Raw genomic sequence first — 15482 nt, 5'->3', positions numbered from 1 at the left:
CGATAGGCGCGAGGCCCCGATCCGCTCGACCGGGACCCCGCAGGGAGGAGGCTTACTTGCCCCAGATCGTCGCGTAGGCGTCGCGATATGGAATGTCGGGATCAAAGGCGTTGCTGTCGCCCAGCTTGGCCAACCCTTCGGGTGTGACCAGTGCGGGTGACGTGACATAGCCCGAGCAGGCCTCGCCCTGAATGGCGCGGTTCAGTTCGTCCACCAACTGCCAGCCTTGCAGGTTCAGCGGCTCGGCCACGGTGATGGCCTGATACCCGCTGGAGCGGATGCGTTGAAAGGCCGCCTCGGACCCGTCACCCGCAGACCCTGCTTGAGGTCCGGCCTCGGGGGCCAGCCCGGCAGCGGCCAGCGATGGCCCCATGAAATCAAAGTACAGATCGTTGATCGCCAGCGCGTGAGTCCAGCTGTCACCATACTTTTGCAACAGCGATGTGGTCAGCGGCCCCATGCGCGTGGAGGTGTCCGCAATCGGCGTGTCCACATATTCAAGGACGGTGCCGCCCGCCGCCTCGACCGTTTCTTTCAGCCGGTCGGCCTTGTCTATGGCGATCTGGTAGGTGCTGTCGGTAAAGATCACGACGCCAATATCGGTGCCCCCGTCCTCAATCGCCCATTGTGCGGCCACTTCGGACACGGTCATCGCATCGGTCGAGACATTGGCAAAGATGCCCCCCGGCGCGTCGCAGCCGATGACAGGCCCCGAATGCCAGGCAACCATTGGCACGTCGGCGGCCACCACGCCTTCAAGCGCGGCTTGCTGTTCGACCGCGTCAAAGCCGTTGATGATGATCCCGTCCGCCTTGAGCGCGAGGGCTTGACCAATTGCCGCCGTGCGCCCCTGGATCGAACCTGCGCCATCCAGAACGCGCACCTCCCAGCCGATCTTTGCAGCGGCTTCCTCGACACCTGTGGTGACCCCCAGAATGCCGCCGTTTTTGAGATCCCCCGCGACCACAACGATGGATTTGTCATCCGCTGCCGTCGGGCCACTTGTGGGGCCGTCCCAGTCAGCGGCCAGCACAGGCACTGCGACCATCATGGTCGTGGCCATCAATCCGGCCATGAATGTACGTTTTTGCATGGTATCCTCCCTTTGCAATTGATGCGTCAGCGCTTGTCTGCACCTTTTTTGCGCTGCGCGTAGCCTGCGATGCCGATGGCAACCAGCAGGGTAACTCCGTTGAAAAGCGGCTCGACCCAGAAGGAGCCGCCAAATTGTTGAATGCCCGAAATGCCCACCGCCAGAATAACGACACCGACGACGGTGCCCCACACATTCACCCGGCCGGGTTTGATCGTGGTGGAGCCCAGAAAGGCCCCGACAAGTGCGGGCAGCAGAAACTCAAGCCCCACTGATGCCTGCCCGATCCGCAACTTTGCGGCCAGCAGCACACCGGCCAGCGCCGTCATTGAACCCGAGGCGACAAAGGCCCCGATCACGTATTTGCGGGTGGGAATGCCGTTGAGTTGCGCGGCGCGCTGGTTGGCCCCAATCGCATAGAGATACCGGCCCACGGGCGTGTATTCGAGCACGATCCACATCACCACCGTGATCACCAGCAGGTAGTAGGCCGTGATCGGCAACCCAAAGACAAAGGTGGTGTTGAGCGCATAAAACCCGTCCGGCAGCAGCCCGACCATCTGCCGCCCACCCGTGTGCCACAGCGCCAGCGCATAAAGCACAGTGCCCGTGCCAAGTGTCGCGATAAAGCTGTCGATCTTGGCGACCTCAACCAGCAACCCGTTCAGGAACCCCGTCACCGCCCCCAACAGCAGCACAATCGCCACCGCTATGGGCCATGGCAGCCCCAGCATCGTCTGCAAACTGATTGCCAGAATGTGCCACAACACGATCCCGTAACCCACGGTCAGGTCGATCCGCCCGGCGGCCATCGGGATCATCGCCCCAAGCGACAGCAGCGCAATGATCGCCTTGTCCGAAATGATCGAGCGCAGGTTCAGCATGGTGGGGAACGTGTTGGGCAACAGCACCGAAAACAGCCCGATCAGAAAGACCGTCAGGATCACCAGCCCATAGACCGGCAGGAACCGCAGGATGCGTTTGCCTGTGCTCAGCCCTTTCAGTTCGGCCTTTGTCGGTTCCAACGCGCCGGATTCAAGCGATTGCATCGACAGCCCCCCTTTGTGTTTTGATATTCCCGGCCGAGGCGGACTGAATGAGGTTTTCCGTGGTCAGCCGGGTGCCGCTGAGTTCATCCACGATGGCCCCTTGGCTAAAGACGATGGCGCGGTGGCAAATGGTGGCGATCTCTTCGAAATCAGTGGACATAATCAGGATTGCCACGCCATTGCCAAGGGCGCGGTTCAGCAGCGCATAGATTTCGGATTTGGCCCCCACATCGACGCCCGCGGTCGGGTCCTCGCAAATCAGAAGCTTGCGCTTGGTCGCAAGCCAGCGGCCAATGACCACCTTTTGCTGATTGCCCCCCGACAGCGCCTCGATGGCCAGCGTGGGGTCATTGGGCGACAGGCCAAGCGCGACACCAATCACCGCCGCCTGCTCTGCTTCGGTCCGGGGCGACAGCAGGTTAAGCAGCCTGCGCCCGATCCCTTCGGGATTGAGAAATGTGTTTTCGCGGATCGACAGGCTCATCGCGACGGATTCTTCGGTGCGGTCCTTGGCCACAAGACCAACACCGGCATGCAGTGCCTTTTGGGGTGACGACAGATCGGGCTGCACCCCATCAAGGCTGACCGCGCCTTCGTAGGGCATCAAGCCGAATAGCGCGCGTGAGATGGCTTCGTGCCCTGCCCCGCGCAAGCCGACAAGGCCCAGCACTTCGTTACGTTGCAGGTCGAAATCCAGCTTTTGCATGCCCGCGACATCAAAGTCGCGTAACGACAGGACGGGTGCGCCAATCGCCTCGCTGGCCTTGACCGTTTCGCGGGTTTTGCGCCCGACGATTTTCTGCACCAGTTCTTCGGGCGTGGTGTGGGCAATGCTGCGCATCCCAACCATCGCGCCGTCCCGCAGAACGGCGACGCGGTCGGCGATCTGGAAAATCTCATCCAGCCTATGACTGACATAGATCATGCCCACACCGCGTTCACGCAAGGGGCGCAGAGCTGCAAACAACCGCTCCACCTCGTCGGCGGGCAGCGAGGCCGTCGGCTCGTCCAGCACCAGAAATTCGCTGTCCACCGCCAGCGCACGGGCAATCGCGACCAAGGATTTTTCGGTGCGCGTCAAATCCTCGACGCGGGTGGTGGGGTCGAAATCGCAATCCACTTTTTCGAGTGCAAGGGCGGCGAAGCGTTCGACATCCTGCCAGCGGATCAACCCGTTCTTGCGGGAAAAGCCCAGGGCAAGGCTGATGTTTTCAGCCACCGTCATCCACTCAATCAGGCCAAGATCCTGGTGAATGAACGCCACCTTCTGACGTTCGCCGAACCCCGCCGGGCTGTGCTGATAGGGCACCCCGTCAATCAGCACACGGCCCGCATCCGGCGTATGGATGCCGCCCAGCACCTTGATCAGTGTGGACTTGCCCGCACCGTTCTCGCCCAAAAGCGCCACGATCTCACCCCGGCCCACCGTCAAGGACACATCTTTCAGCGCGTAAGTGCCGCCGAAATGCTTGTCGATGCTGTCAAAGAACAAACCTGCTTGCAGGTCCGGCATAACGTTTCCTCCAGGGCCGTGGCACCCAACCTCCCCGTTGAGTTACCCGTAACGTTACGATAGCATCGGGCCAGAGCGCCCAGAGTGTCAAGGCTTAAGTTACCCGTAACGTAAAATGACAAAATATATGGAAAAACAAAGTAAAAACAATAAAGTAAGCCTATCCGAGGTGGCGCGCGCAGCGGGTGTGTCAAAGATGACGGCCAGCCGGGTTTTGCGCGGCGAAGGGGGCTATTCGGAAAATACCCGGGTCAAGGTGATGGCGCAGGTCGATGCCCTTGGATATCTGCCGAATCGACTGGCCACGGTTTTTGCAGGCGACCAAAGCTCGACATTTATCGGGGTGTCCATTCCAGACCTCGGAAACGAGGTCTTTGCGCAGGTGCTTGAGGGCATTGATCGCAAGTTGGGCACATTCGGATACCAGTCCGTCTTGGGCCTCACCCAGCACACCCAGGAAGAGGAAGAGAACTGGATCAGGACCGTGTTGTCCTGGCAGCCTGCCGGTCTCATTCTGACGGGGCGCTATCATTCTCCGCGCGCCACCGAAATGTTGCGCAATGCGGGCATTCCAGTGGTCGAAATCTGGGATCTGAACTCCTCCCCTCTGGATATGAGCGTCGGCATCAACCACTTCGACAGCGGCTTTGACATGGGTCGATATCTGACCGCGCTTGGCTATCGTGACATCGGCTATGTGGGCACCTCCCACGACACGGCAAATGCCGCGACCGCGCGCCTGAACGGCTTTTGTAAGGCGGTTGAGGGGGCTGGCGGCGCGGTCGTCAAACAGCTGTGCCTGCACGATACGGCGACGTATTATCCCGGCTTTTACGGGACCGAGCAGCTCTTGGCTGCGGCGCGCAATATCGAGTGCATCTTTTATCAGAATGACGCGATGGCCTTTGGCGGACTGCAATATTGCGCGGCCAAGGGGCTGAACATCCCCGACGATATCGGCATCGCGGGTTGGGGCGATCTGCCCATCGCCTCGGTGATGAACCGCAGGCTCACATCCTGCCACGTGCCCCATCTGAGGCTGGGTCAGAAGGCAGCAGAACTGATGATGGGGCGATTGACGGACGAGCCTGTGCCAAGCTGCACCGATATCGGCTTTCGCCTGATCCCGGGGTCGACCGTGCGCAATAGTGGCGTTTGAGGGGAGACCGTCCGACATCAGCATCGCTGGTCGGGTCGTGTTTGTTCGGTGAGGGTCGGGTTTGAGCCCAGACCTACCGGAGAAGTTTGCGCTTGATCTCAAGTATGCTTGAGGTTGTAGAAGTGCGCCATGATTCAAAATGGTGGTGACAAACATGACAATTCCAAAGCTGCGCGTTGCACGGCCCACAGACGATTTGTCCGCGCTGAAGTCATTTTATGTCGATGGATTGGGATTGAAAATTCTTTATGAGTTCTCAGACCATGATGGCTTTGACGGCATGATGGTCGGTGACCCCAGATCACTCTATCATTTTGAATTTACAAAAAATTCGGAACATATTGCAGGTCGAGCGCCAACCAAGGACAATTTGATTGTCCTATACTTGCCAGACCAACGCGAGTGGAACGATGCTGTTGAGCGAATGCAAGACGCAGGATTCTCAGCAGTCGAAGCCTTTAACCCATATTGGGATCGTTTGGGGCGCACTTTTGAAGACCCTGATGGATACCGACTCGTCTTGCAGAATGCAGCTTGGGGTTAAAACTAAATATCTTTGAACGGCAGCAAGGTTCCACACACCGACCTTGCCGGCTGCCTCTAACTCGTCTCCCCCACCACCAACTCGGATCCCACATCAACCCGCATCGCGGTATCAACCTCTCCGTCGAAGATCCCTTGCAGCAGGGTCACGACCTGACGCCCGATATCTTCGGCTTGTACGTTCACCGTCGTGATCCGCGGGTGCGAGACCTTGGCGACCTCGAAATGGCCAAAACCGGTGATCGCCAGATCACCCGGCACGCGCAGCCCCATCCGCTGCACCGCGCTCAGGCAACCAAAGGCGACCGGGTCGGATACGCACACCAGAGCGTCATAGCGCGCAACATCCCGCCCCACGGCCTCGATCGCCGCCGCGCCGTGGCGCATGGACACTGGTGCCGGGCCTGCATCAATCATCGCCACCTCGGGCAAGCCACGCGCGCGCGCCGCTGCAACGACCCCGGCCCGACGCGCCGCGCCGCGCATGTCCGCCCCTTCGGAGGCACCCACAAAAGCCAGCTTGCGCCGCCCGGTCCGCGCCAGATGATCGACGATCGGGGCCATGGCATCGCCGTTGGAAAAGCCGACCACGTGGCCGAGCGGATCAGCGGGCAAATCCCACATCTCGATCACCGGAAGGCCCCGGCCCTGTATCAGCGACCGCGTGGCGTCGGTGTGATGCCCGCCTGTCAGGATCAGCGCCTCGGGATTACGGGTCAGCAATTGGCGCACCAGTTCTTCTTCGCGCGCGACCCGGTAATTGGTGCTGCCAAGCAGCAGTTGCAGCGACATCTCCCCCAACCCGTTCGTCAATGCGCGAAAGGTTTCGGCAAAATTCGCATTGTTGATCGAGGGCAAAGTGACGGCCACGAATCCGCTTTTCTGGGTACGAAAGGCCTGCGCCGTGCTGTCATAGACATAGCCAAGCTCATCCGCGATCTGCCGCACCCGCGCGCGCGTCTTGGCACTCACCGTGCGGTCCTCGCGCAAGGCGCGACTGACGGTCATGGGGGACATGCCCACCGCCTCGGCCACATCCCGCATGGTGACGCGCGTGCTCATGCCCTAGCCGACAAATTCATTCAGTTGGGTGACGTGGTGGTGGATACGCCCGTCAAAATGCGCGGCCACGATCTCGGCTGTGACGTCGCGGGACTGGGCGCGAAACGGACTGCTGAGCGCGCCTGTCATCGCCGACTCATCCGGATAGGTGATCGCAAGGATCAGCGGAAATTCCGGGGCCCCTTCGTCGCGGTCATCGCTGAACATCACGCGCACATCCGAGTTACCGGGAAACTGCCGCCACAAGGGCACAAGCCGATCCAGCACGGCCGCGCGAAAGGCGTCGGTCTGGCCCGGTTTCACCGATCCTTCGAACAGGGCAAATCGTGTAATCATGGGGTAATCTCCTCTTTGGCACCGTTGAAAAATTCCATGACGGCAGCCTGATCTTCGCCGCCCAGACCCGCGGCCGTCAGCATGCGGTGGATTTCGGCACACAGCGCCGTCATGGGCATGGATGTGCCGGTCTGGCGGGCCAGATCGTTCACCGCGTTCAGATCCTTGACCATGTTGTCGATCCGCCCGGTGCGCCGGTAATCCTTGGTGGCAAAGCGCGGTAGGTATTCCTGCAACAACGCGGAATCCGCCCGCCCACCTTTCAGAGCCTGCGGGATCTTTGCGGCATCGACCCCGGCATCCAGCGCCAGTTGCGTCGCCTCTGCCACGGCCAGAAAGCCCAGCCCACACAGCACCTGATTGATCAGCTTGGTGGTCTGCCCCGCCCCGGACGGACCCATATGGGTGTAGTTGGAGGCCACATGTTTCAGCGCCACATGCGCGCGCTCCACATCCGCCGCCTCGCCGCCTGCCATCAGGGTCAACTCCCCGATCAGCGCCTTGGGCGCACCGCCCGACAGGGGGCTGTCGACCCATGCAAGGCCCCGCTCGGCGGCCATCTTGGCAAACTTGCGGGTCGCATCCGGTTCAATCGACGACATGTCGATGATCACGGTTCCCGGACGGGCCCCATCTGCAATCCCGTCCTTGCCAAACGCGGCAAGGCCCACGATACGCGACGCATTGAGACTGGTGATCACGAAATCCACCTCCCTCGCCGCCTCTGCCGCTGAGGTCGCCGCAACAGCCCCCCTGTCCACCAGTGCAGCCACGCGGTTCGCGTCCAGGTCAAAGACATGCAACCTATTTCCGGTATCCAGCAATCGGGTCCCGATGGCACCGCCCATGGCACCCGCGCCGATCAGGGCAATCTTTTCACTCATATCATCGTCTCCCGGACATATCCCTCGGATTGGGCCAGCACCTGATCAAAAGGGCGGGTGATATCGATCTGTCCGCCCCATTCATCGCGGTGCAACCGCTCAAGTGTGGCAAACTGGCTTTCAAGCAGCGACGCTGGCATGAAATGCCCGGGCCGATGGGCCACGCGCTGCTCCAGCACATGGCGCGGCGCATCAAGGTGCAGGAAATGCACCGGCTCGCGCACCTCATTCCGGATCCAGTCGCGATAGATCTTTTTCAAGGCTGAACAGCCCACCGCAATCGCCCCCTCGTGACGTGCCAGTGCCCGGCCCACATCCGCCAGCCAGGGCGCACGGTCATCGTCGTCCAAAGGGATGCCACGCGCCATCTTGGCGATATTACGTTTGGGGTGCAGGTCATCGCCGTCCATGAAGTCCAGGTTGCACGCCGCCTGAAGGGCCGTGCCCACAGACGACTTACCACACCCCGATACCCCCATGAGCACATAGCAGCGCATCACAGCGACGCCGTGATGCCGCCATCCACATACAGCGTGTGGCCATTCACGAAACTTGAGGCCGGCGAGGACAGGAATATCGCAGCCCCCACCAATTCATCTACCTGCCCCCACCGCCCGGCGGGCGTGCGTTTTTCCAGCCACGCGGAAAATTCGGGATCCGCCACGAGGGCCGCGTTCAGGGGCGTATCAAAATAGCCCGGCGCGATTGCATTGCATTGAAGCCCATGTTTGGCCCAGTCCGTCGCCATGCCCTTGGTCAGATTGCCAACCGCCCCCTTGGTCGCCGTGTAGGGCGCGATACCGGGCCGGGCCAGCGCGGTCTGGACCGAGGCGATGTTGATGATCTTGCCAGCCTTGCGCCCGATCATATGGCGCGCCACGGCCTGCCCGACATGAAACACGCTGGCGATATTGGTTTGCAACAGCCGCTCAAAGGCATCAGCCGGAAAGTTCTCCAACTCGGTCCGGTGCTGCATCCCTGCATTGTTGATCAGGATATCGATGGCACCGCTTTGCGCCTCGAACCCGTCAACGGCCGTGCGCACCGCGTCGTGGTCGGTTGCATCAAAGGCCAGTTCGTGCACGCGCGCCCCCTTGGCCTTGAGCGCCGTTGCCGCCGCCCCCAGCTTGGCGGCGTCCCGTCCGTTCAGCACGATCTCCGCCCCGGCCTCTGCAAGTCCTGCTGCGAGGGCAAACCCGATGCCCTGAGACGAACCGGTGATCAGGGCACGATGGCCCTCAAGTGAGAAAAGACTGGACATGGAGGTCTCCGAAATTGTCGATGCGGGATTGACGGGTCGCAATTGATACCGGTAACATGATACCGATACCATTCTGTGTCAACCGCCGAATGGCATGCCGACACGGGCGCAATGCAAGGTGGTCCCTGGCTGGCTTGATATGCGCCCTTGCGACCCGATATGCATGCAGGCAACGCCCTGCCCCACCCGTTCACCGAGAGGTCCATTATGAAAGTCATTGTCGCCCACGCGGCCAAGGATTTGCGCATCGAAGAGCGCGACATGCCGACCCCCGGCCCCGGTCAGGTTCTGATCAAGATGGCCGCTGGCGGGATTTGCGGGTCGGATCTGCACTATTACAACCACGGCGGTTTCGGTACGATCCGCCTGCGCGAACCGATGATCCTGGGCCATGAGGTGTCGGGCCATGTCGCCCGTCTGGGCGCGGGGGTGGACGATCTGTCCGTTGGTGATCTGGTGGCGGTCTCGCCCTCGCGCCCTTGCGCGTCATGCATCTATTGCGCCGAGGGGCGTCAAAATCACTGCCTGAACATGCGCTTTTATGGCTCTGCTATGCCGTTCCCCCACATTCAGGGTGCGTTTCGCGAATATGTCGTGGCCGATACGACCCAATGCGCACCCGCCGGTGATCTGAGCGCAGGCGAGGCCGCCATGGCCGAACCGTTGGCCGTTGTTCTGCATGCCGCGCGACAAGCCGGTGATCTGATGGGCAAGCGTGTGTTGGTCACCGGCTGCGGGCCGATTGGCCTCCTGGCCGTTCTTGTGGCGCGCGCCGCAGGTGCGGTCGAGGTTGCGGCCACCGACATCTCCGACTTTACGCTGTCAAAGGCGCGCGAGATCGGCGCGGATCACACCGTCAATGTGATGCAGTCCTCCGACGGGCTAGAGCGGTTTCACGCCCAAAAAGGCCATTTTGATACGTTGTTTGAATGTTCGGGCGTGGCCTCGGCGCTGGCATCGGCTGTGCCTGCCCTGCGCCCGGGTGCGACGGTGGTGCAGCTTGGCCTTGGTGGCGACATGACCCTACCGATGCAGGCCATGACCGCCAAGGAGCTGCAATTGAAAGGCTCGTTCCGGTTTCACGCCGAGTTTTTTACTGCCGTCGAGATGATGCGTGCCCGCCGTCTGGATGTGCGCCCGTTGATCACCCATGCGGTGGGGATCGAGGACGCTGTGCGCGCCTTTGAATGTGCTGGCGATCGGACGCAGGCGATTAAGGTGAATATCACGTTCTGATGGTTTTGCATCGGGCTTGGGGTGTCAGGGACCGGCGAAGGTGCGCGGCGCAGTGATGTCACGCAGGTGGTGCGGGTGAGAAGCGCCAAACCCAACCTCAAGTCGCACCCCGCGCGGCAGGACATAATGTGGAACACCGCGCATCTTTGACTCGATGCAACGGGTTTCCTGAATTCTGCAAAGGGATCGCGCCACGCCGTATCGGGCCAATCGTCAAACGATTCCGTGCCAAACCGGATCGTGATGCCAAGCGCATGATGGTCGGGTGTGTGTGACAAAGCCGCCTTGTGCACGTGTGGCTTTCATTGGCGCAGAAAACCCTCACTGCCGCAGTGTATGATTTTCCATATTGCAGCAGGCTTCACCAAATCGGTCATTCCAAGCAAGCAACTTCGACGCGACCCGAGGCACCCGACCTTGCACCAGATCTGATGCTCCAGACGCGGACAAAAGTACCGCCTGCGCACCCACTGAGCGTATAGACTGTTGCCCGAGCCCCACTTCTGGTTGATGCAGAGATATCGGATCAGTCCTCTTCAAGACTCTCTGGTAGTACTTTCGACAAAACGCCAATTAAAAAGGCCGTGCTGATCCCGAATGTCAGCAGACCGGTGATCGCACAGAAGGTTGCGACGATGCGCGCACCTTCTCCCAGGACGATGTCTCCGTAGCCGAGCGTGGTGTAGGTGACGGTCGCGAAGTAGAAGCTGGTTGGCAAATCCGGCAGGTCCGAGATCCGAAGGAAGACCGCTGCCCAAGTCCATATTTGCACCGTGTGCGCAGCGACAAGCACACCGATTGCCAGCATCAGGAACAAGATGATCCGGCTGAGTCGGCGTCCACCCTTCGGAAAAAGGCTCGCAAAAACTCTGAAGACCGGCAGACTCAAGGCGATGGCCAGGACATGGATGACCGCGCTGGAGGCCAATAGGCCCGAGCCCAGTAGGATTTGCTGAAGGCTGCTCAATGTTCAACTTCCGAGTATTCAAACGTTTTCGGAATGCTACAGTGAACCAGGTCACTTTGGGGAGCGGAATTTATGAATTGGTATTGCATCACTGCGCTGGCAGCAGGTGTCAGCGTGATTTCGGCCACATGGAGTGGCGCGCAAGACCAACCCATTCGTCCTGCAAAAGTGGCTGAGGTCACTGCAACTGATGCAACGATTTCAAGGCGCTACCCGGCCTCGGTGCTCCCCTCGCGCGAGATCGAACTATCGTTCAAAGTGTCCGGGCAGGTGATTGATCTGCCGGTGCGCGCCGCCAGCGATATAGCGGCAGGGGATATCATCGCGCAGATCGACAAACGCGATGATGAAAACCAGCTTTCGGTTTTGCAAAGCCAGCGTGATCAGGCCGTCGCACAGCTGGACGCCCTGAAAGCCGGTGCGCGCGCAGAAGAGATCGTGGCCCTTGAGGCGGCTGTTGAATCTGCCCAAGCACAGGTCGACCAAACCCGCGAGGCTTTGGACCGCGCCGAAGAACTTTTGAACCGCGGCGTGTCAACCCGTGCGCAAGTTGAAGCCGCACAGGCCGAGTCTCGGGTGGCAGAAGCCAATTTGCGCGCTCAGCAAGAGCAGCTGCGCATTGGTCAGGTGGGCGGACGCCCCGAGGACATTGCAGCCTCGCAAGCCGCCATTCGCGGTATCGATGCGCAGATCAAGGTGGCGCGGGATGCCCTGTCGGACACCACGCTGATTGCGCCCTTTGACGGGATTGTCGCGCGCCGGGATATCGAGAACTTTTCGAACGTGCAGGCGGGGCAAAGCATCGTTCTGTTGCAGGGGCTGGATGTCGTGCATCTGGCCTTTGATATTCCAGGCCCGGATGTGATCGAGCTGACCCGCAACGGGCCCGATCAGATTTCGAATACCGTCTTTTTCGACGCGCTTCCCGGTCAGGAGTTTCAGGCCGAAGTCGTTGAGTTTTCGGTTCAGGCCGACAGTGCCAGTCAAACCTATCGCGGGCGTGTGGCGGTTGACGTCCCCGAAGGGGCGGTCATCTTGCCCGGTATGGTGGCCAACGTGGTCGCATCAACCGAAGGTTCTGGCGTCAGGGTCGTTGCCCCGCTCTCGGCCATTGCGGCCACACCAAACGGCGATCCCTTTGTCTGGCTGGTCGATGGTCAGGGGGTAGTGTCGCAGCAAGCCGTGGTCTTGGGAGACGCCAACGGAGCGCATGTCATCATCTCGGACGGCGTGTCGGAAGGCGACATGGTCGTTGCGGCGGGTGTCAGCGAGATACTTGATGGCATGACCATCCGCCCAATCCGTCAAGTCGGGAACTGAGCCGATGGATCTCGCCCGCTTTGCGCTGGAAAAGCGCCTGATCTCTTATGTTGCGACTTTGCTTATCCTCTACGCCGGGTATTTCGCCTACACTGTTCTGCCCCGCTTTGAAGACCCGGAATTCGTCATCCGCCAAGCACAGGTCTTTACGCCATATCCGGGCGCATCGGCCGAAGAAGTGGCCGAAGAAGTCACCGAAGTCGTTGAAAACGCATTGCAACAGCTTCAAGGCGTGGACGAAGTGCGCTCTGTCTCCTCTCCGGGGCTCAGCACCGTCACGGTCGAGTTCACCATCGCTTCGACGCCGGACTATCCCGAGTTGAACCAGAAGTTCTCGCAAATGCGCTCCAAGATTCTGGATGCGCAGTCCGAACTGCCGCCCAATGCACTGGCCAGTCAGGTCTATGACGATTTCGGCGATGTCTATGCGCAATATTACGCCATTGTCGGCGAAGGGTTCGCGATTTCAGAGCTTTATGAATACGCCAAGGACCTTCAGCGCGAGCTGGTCACCGTCGATGGCGTGTCCAAAGTGGTTCTGAACGGGGTTCAGGAAGAGGTCATCTACGTCGAATACTCTCCCGCCCGGCTGACCGAACTGGGCCTTGCGCCGTCCCAAATCCAGCAGCTTTTGGAAGGACAGAACCTCGTCACCCCTGCGGGGTCCATTCAGGCAGGATCATCGCGGCTTCTGGTGCGCCCCGAAAGCGCGATTGGCTCGACCGAGGCCATAGAGGCGCTTTTGATCACCGATCCGCAGACGGGGACGTCCTTTCGGTTGGGCGATATCGCTGAGGTTCATCGAGGCCTGAAAGAACCGGCGTCGTCATTGCTGTATCGAAACGGTCAGCAAGCGATCGGGATTGGTGTGTCGAATATGCTGGGCGGCAATGTGGTGAACATGGCCCAGGCGGTGAACGAACGGATTGCCGAGCTTGAAAGTGATCGGCCCATCGGCATCCACGTCCTGCCAATGTCGGATCAAGGCAAAACCGTCAAAGCGTCCGTTGACAATTTCGTCGTCAATGTGGCTGTGGCCCTTGCGATTGTTGTCGGCACATTGCTGATTTTCATGGGGCTGCGTTCTGGCGTGCTGATGGGGGGCATTTTGCTGGTCACCGTCGCGGGCACGCTTTTTGGGATGTATCTTTACGGCCTCGATATGCAGCGTATTTCGCTTGGCGCGCTGATCATTGCGCTTGGCATGCTGGTCGATAATGCCATCGTGGTGGTCGAAGGTACGCTTGTGCGGGTGCAGCGGGGCGAGGATGCCTCAGAGGCATCGCGCGCCGTTGTGAAGCAGACGATGTGGCCCCTTCTGGGCGGCACGGTTGTGGGCATTCTGGCCTTTTCCCCAATCGGATTTTCCCCGGACAATACCGGCGAATATGCAGGCAGCCTGTTCTGGACCATTGCAATCGCGCTTCTGTTCTCATGGCTCGTCGCGATCTGGTTGACGCCATATTATTGCACCTTGCTGCTCAAGGCGGGTCGTGCGGACGCCGAGGAACAGGAAAACACGATCCTTGGTGGCTATCGTCGCCTGCTCGCCCTTGCGATCCGGGTGCGCTGGATCACGGTTGGACTTGTCGTGGCCCTTTTCGCCTCGGCTGTTGTGATGTTCAGCGCGGTGCCTGCCGGGTTTTTCCCGTCCTCCACGCGGGCACAATTCGTGATTGACTACTTCCTGCCGCAGGGCACGGATATCTCACGCACCGAAAGCGATATCCTCGAGATTGCCGCATTCGCGCGTGGCCTTGATGGGGTCACGGGCACCAACACCGCCGTCGGAGGCGGACACTTGCGCTTTATGCTGATCTACGAATCCGAGAACAGCAACGCGGCCTACGGCCAGATCCTCGTGGATGTCGAGGACTTCGCGGTCATCGACGATTTGCGCATGACGTTGCAGGCCCGCATTGACGAAACATACCCCGAATCCAACGCCAAGGTCTGGAAGTTCGTCCTTGGCCCCGGCGGCGGCTCCAAGGTTGAAGCGCGGTTCTTTGGTTCTGATCCGGCGGTGCTGCGAGAGCTCTCCGCGAAAGCCAAGGCAATCATGTCAGAGGCCGGAGCCGTCGCCGTCAAAGACGGTTGGCGCGAGCAGATTCCGGTGGTGCGCCCGGTGATCAACATCGACAATGCACGCAGGGTCGGACTGACGCAGGGCGAGATTTCCAATGCGATCTACAGCCACCTGACCGGCACGGCCCTGGGCGTCTACCGGGAAGGTGACGAGTTGCGCGACGTGGTCATGCGCCCCGTCGAGGCGGCGCGCAACGACATTGCCGAAATGCGCAACATTCAGGTCTTCAGCGCGGCCATCGGGGGATACATCCCCGTCAGCCAGGTTGTTGATCGGTTCGACATCGTGTTCGAGGCCGGAAACCTGCGGCGCATCGACCGGCAATTGACCATAACCGCGCAATCAGACAACGCGCCCGGCGTTCTGTCAGGGGACCTCTTTGAGGCGGTGAAAGGGCCGATTGAGACCATCCCGTTGCCGCCCGGCTACAGCCTCGAATGGAAAGGCGAATTCGGCAACAGCGCCGAGGCCAATGCCGGTCTCGCCGCCACCATGCCCATCGGCTTTGGGGCCATGTTCCTCGTCGTTCTGTTCCTGTTCAACGCATGGCGTCAGACCATCATCATCTGGCTGGTCGTCCCCCTGGCGCTGATCGGTGTGATCTATGGGCTTGCCGGGACGCAGACGCCGCTGGAATTCATGGCCATTCTAGGGGTCCTGTCGCTCACGGGCATGTTGATCAAGAATGCAATCGTCCTGATCGACGAGACGGACAGTCAGATAGAGGACGGCAAAGCACGGATGGCTGCCGTGGTCGATGCGGCTGTCAGCCGGGTGCGCCCCGTCTCTCTTGGCGTGTTGACCACTGTACTTGGCGTTGTACCGCTGCTTTGGGATCCGTTCTTCAAATCCCTTGCTGTCGTCATCATCTGCGGCCTCAGCTTTGCGACAATCCTGACGCTGATCATCGTGCCGACGCTCTACTCGATCTTCTTTAACGTGAAGCAAGGCGAGACTGATACGTCTGCCTGAT

14 protein-coding genes are annotated in these 15482 nt (G+C 60.3%); 5 read left to right on the top strand and 9 right to left on the bottom strand.

Translation table 11 applies throughout. The features are described from left to right. Positions 1-52: 52 nt before the first annotated feature. Genes Q0859_RS08140 through Q0859_RS08130 form a run of 3 tightly spaced genes read right to left on the bottom strand, consistent with a single transcriptional unit; the run spans position 53 to position 3655 of the window. Positions 53-1093: a substrate-binding domain-containing protein gene (locus Q0859_RS08140; protein ID WP_299149591.1), complete on the bottom strand. Its 1041-nt coding sequence runs from the start codon at positions 1091-1093 to the stop codon at positions 53-55. 26 nt (positions 1094-1119) lie between these two features. After that, the gene (locus tag Q0859_RS08135) at positions 1120-2142 is read right to left on the bottom strand and encodes an ABC transporter permease (protein ID WP_299149588.1); all 1023 of its coding nucleotides are present in this window, start codon (positions 2140-2142) and stop codon (positions 1120-1122) included. Beyond that, positions 2129-3655, bottom strand: coding sequence for a sugar ABC transporter ATP-binding protein (locus Q0859_RS08130; protein ID WP_299149585.1), 1527 nt, complete (start codon positions 3653-3655; stop codon positions 2129-2131). Before Q0859_RS08130 ends, Q0859_RS08135 begins: the two co-directional genes overlap by 14 nt. 127 nt (positions 3656-3782) lie before the next feature. Here Q0859_RS08130 and Q0859_RS08125 point away from each other — a divergent pair, with 127 nt between their 5' ends. Together Q0859_RS08125 and Q0859_RS08120 are read left to right on the top strand one after the other, a co-directional pair. Continuing rightward, positions 3783-4814, top strand: coding sequence for a LacI family DNA-binding transcriptional regulator (locus tag Q0859_RS08125; protein ID WP_299149582.1), 1032 nt, complete (start codon positions 3783-3785; stop codon positions 4812-4814). Positions 4815-4968: 154 nt separating this feature from the next. Continuing rightward, positions 4969-5358, top strand: a complete 390-nt coding sequence (locus Q0859_RS08120; RefSeq protein WP_299149579.1) for a VOC family protein — start codon at positions 4969-4971, stop codon at positions 5356-5358. A gap of 56 nt (positions 5359-5414) precedes the next feature. Here the strand turns inward: Q0859_RS08120 and Q0859_RS08115 are convergent, their stop codons facing one another. The 5 genes from Q0859_RS08115 to Q0859_RS08095 are packed head-to-tail and all read right to left on the bottom strand — an operon-like array spanning position 5415 to position 8900. Next, entirely contained in the window at positions 5415-6419 is a 1005-nt protein-coding gene (locus Q0859_RS08115) for a LacI family DNA-binding transcriptional regulator (protein WP_299149577.1), read from the bottom strand. A gap of 3 nt (positions 6420-6422) precedes the next feature. Beyond that, the gene (locus Q0859_RS08110) at positions 6423-6755 is read right to left on the bottom strand and encodes a hypothetical protein (protein WP_299149576.1); all 333 of its coding nucleotides are present in this window, start codon (positions 6753-6755) and stop codon (positions 6423-6425) included. Then, entirely contained in the window at positions 6752-7639 is an 888-nt protein-coding gene (locus Q0859_RS08105; RefSeq protein WP_299149575.1) for an NAD(P)-dependent oxidoreductase, read from the bottom strand. The genes Q0859_RS08110 and Q0859_RS08105 overlap by 4 nt, the downstream gene beginning before the upstream one ends. Continuing rightward, a complete protein-coding gene (locus Q0859_RS08100; protein ID WP_299149572.1) occupies positions 7636-8136 on the bottom strand; it encodes a gluconokinase in 501 nt (166 codons plus the stop codon). The genes Q0859_RS08105 and Q0859_RS08100 overlap by 4 nt, the downstream gene beginning before the upstream one ends. Beyond that, a complete protein-coding gene (locus Q0859_RS08095) occupies positions 8136-8900 on the bottom strand; it encodes an SDR family oxidoreductase (protein WP_299149570.1) in 765 nt (254 codons plus the stop codon). Before Q0859_RS08095 ends, Q0859_RS08100 begins: the two co-directional genes overlap by 1 nt. 207 nt (positions 8901-9107) lie before the next feature. On the opposite strand from Q0859_RS08095, the gene Q0859_RS08090 reads away from it, so the two are divergent. Further along, entirely contained in the window at positions 9108-10136 is a 1029-nt protein-coding gene (locus Q0859_RS08090) for an L-idonate 5-dehydrogenase (RefSeq protein ID WP_299150197.1), read from the top strand. Between the two features lie 526 nt (positions 10137-10662). Here the strand turns inward: Q0859_RS08090 and Q0859_RS08085 are convergent. Further along, on the bottom strand, positions 10663-11103 hold the full coding sequence (locus tag Q0859_RS08085) for a potassium channel family protein (protein WP_299149568.1): 441 nt from the start codon (positions 11101-11103) through the stop codon (positions 10663-10665). A 72-nt stretch (positions 11104-11175) separates the two neighbouring features. Here Q0859_RS08085 and Q0859_RS08080 point away from each other — a divergent pair, with 72 nt between their 5' ends. Both Q0859_RS08080 and Q0859_RS08075 read left to right on the top strand, forming a co-directional pair. Next, complete coding sequence (locus tag Q0859_RS08080; protein WP_299149566.1) at positions 11176-12423, top strand: efflux RND transporter periplasmic adaptor subunit; 1248 nt, start codon at positions 11176-11178, stop codon at positions 12421-12423. Positions 12424-12427: 4 nt separating this feature from the next. After that, positions 12428-15481, top strand: coding sequence for an efflux RND transporter permease subunit (locus Q0859_RS08075; RefSeq protein ID WP_299149564.1), 3054 nt, complete (start codon positions 12428-12430; stop codon positions 15479-15481). Position 15482: the final 1 nt, after the last annotated feature.

This window comes from uncultured Tateyamaria sp. (assembly GCF_947497045.1).
Lineage (GTDB): Bacteria > Pseudomonadota > Alphaproteobacteria > Rhodobacterales > Rhodobacteraceae > Tateyamaria.
The sequence above is the reverse complement of the archived record's forward strand: the minus strand, read 5'-3'. Positions and strand labels throughout refer to the sequence as shown.

What these genes read in the sequence shown, in the direction of transcription:
- Q0859_RS08100 (WP_299149572.1), bottom strand. Translation starts at nt 8,136, where the DNA reads ATGCGCTGCTATGTGCTCATGGGGGTATCGGGGTGTGGTAAGTCGTCT.
- Q0859_RS08105 (WP_299149575.1), bottom strand. Translation starts at nt 7,639, where the DNA reads ATGAGTGAAAAGATTGCCCTGATCGGCGCGGGTGCCATGGGCGGTGCC.
- Q0859_RS08110 (WP_299149576.1), bottom strand. Translation starts at nt 6,755, where the DNA reads ATGATTACACGATTTGCCCTGTTCGAAGGATCGGTGAAACCGGGCCAG.
- Q0859_RS08095 (WP_299149570.1), bottom strand. Translation starts at nt 8,900, where the DNA reads ATGTCCAGTCTTTTCTCACTTGAGGGCCATCGTGCCCTGATCACCGGT.
- Q0859_RS08075 (WP_299149564.1), top strand. Translation starts at nt 12,428, where the DNA reads ATGGATCTCGCCCGCTTTGCGCTGGAAAAGCGCCTGATCTCTTATGTT.
- Q0859_RS08135 (WP_299149588.1), bottom strand. Translation starts at nt 2,142, where the DNA reads ATGCAATCGCTTGAATCCGGCGCGTTGGAACCGACAAAGGCCGAACTG.
- Q0859_RS08080 (WP_299149566.1), top strand. Translation starts at nt 11,176, where the DNA reads ATGAATTGGTATTGCATCACTGCGCTGGCAGCAGGTGTCAGCGTGATT.
- Q0859_RS08125 (WP_299149582.1), top strand. Translation starts at nt 3,783, where the DNA reads ATGGAAAAACAAAGTAAAAACAATAAAGTAAGCCTATCCGAGGTGGCG.
- Q0859_RS08115 (WP_299149577.1), bottom strand. Translation starts at nt 6,419, where the DNA reads ATGAGCACGCGCGTCACCATGCGGGATGTGGCCGAGGCGGTGGGCATG.
- Q0859_RS08130 (WP_299149585.1), bottom strand. Translation starts at nt 3,655, where the DNA reads ATGCCGGACCTGCAAGCAGGTTTGTTCTTTGACAGCATCGACAAGCAT.
- Q0859_RS08120 (WP_299149579.1), top strand. Translation starts at nt 4,969, where the DNA reads ATGACAATTCCAAAGCTGCGCGTTGCACGGCCCACAGACGATTTGTCC.
- Q0859_RS08090 (WP_299150197.1), top strand. Translation starts at nt 9,108, where the DNA reads ATGAAAGTCATTGTCGCCCACGCGGCCAAGGATTTGCGCATCGAAGAG.
- Q0859_RS08140 (WP_299149591.1), bottom strand. Translation starts at nt 1,093, where the DNA reads ATGCAAAAACGTACATTCATGGCCGGATTGATGGCCACGACCATGATG.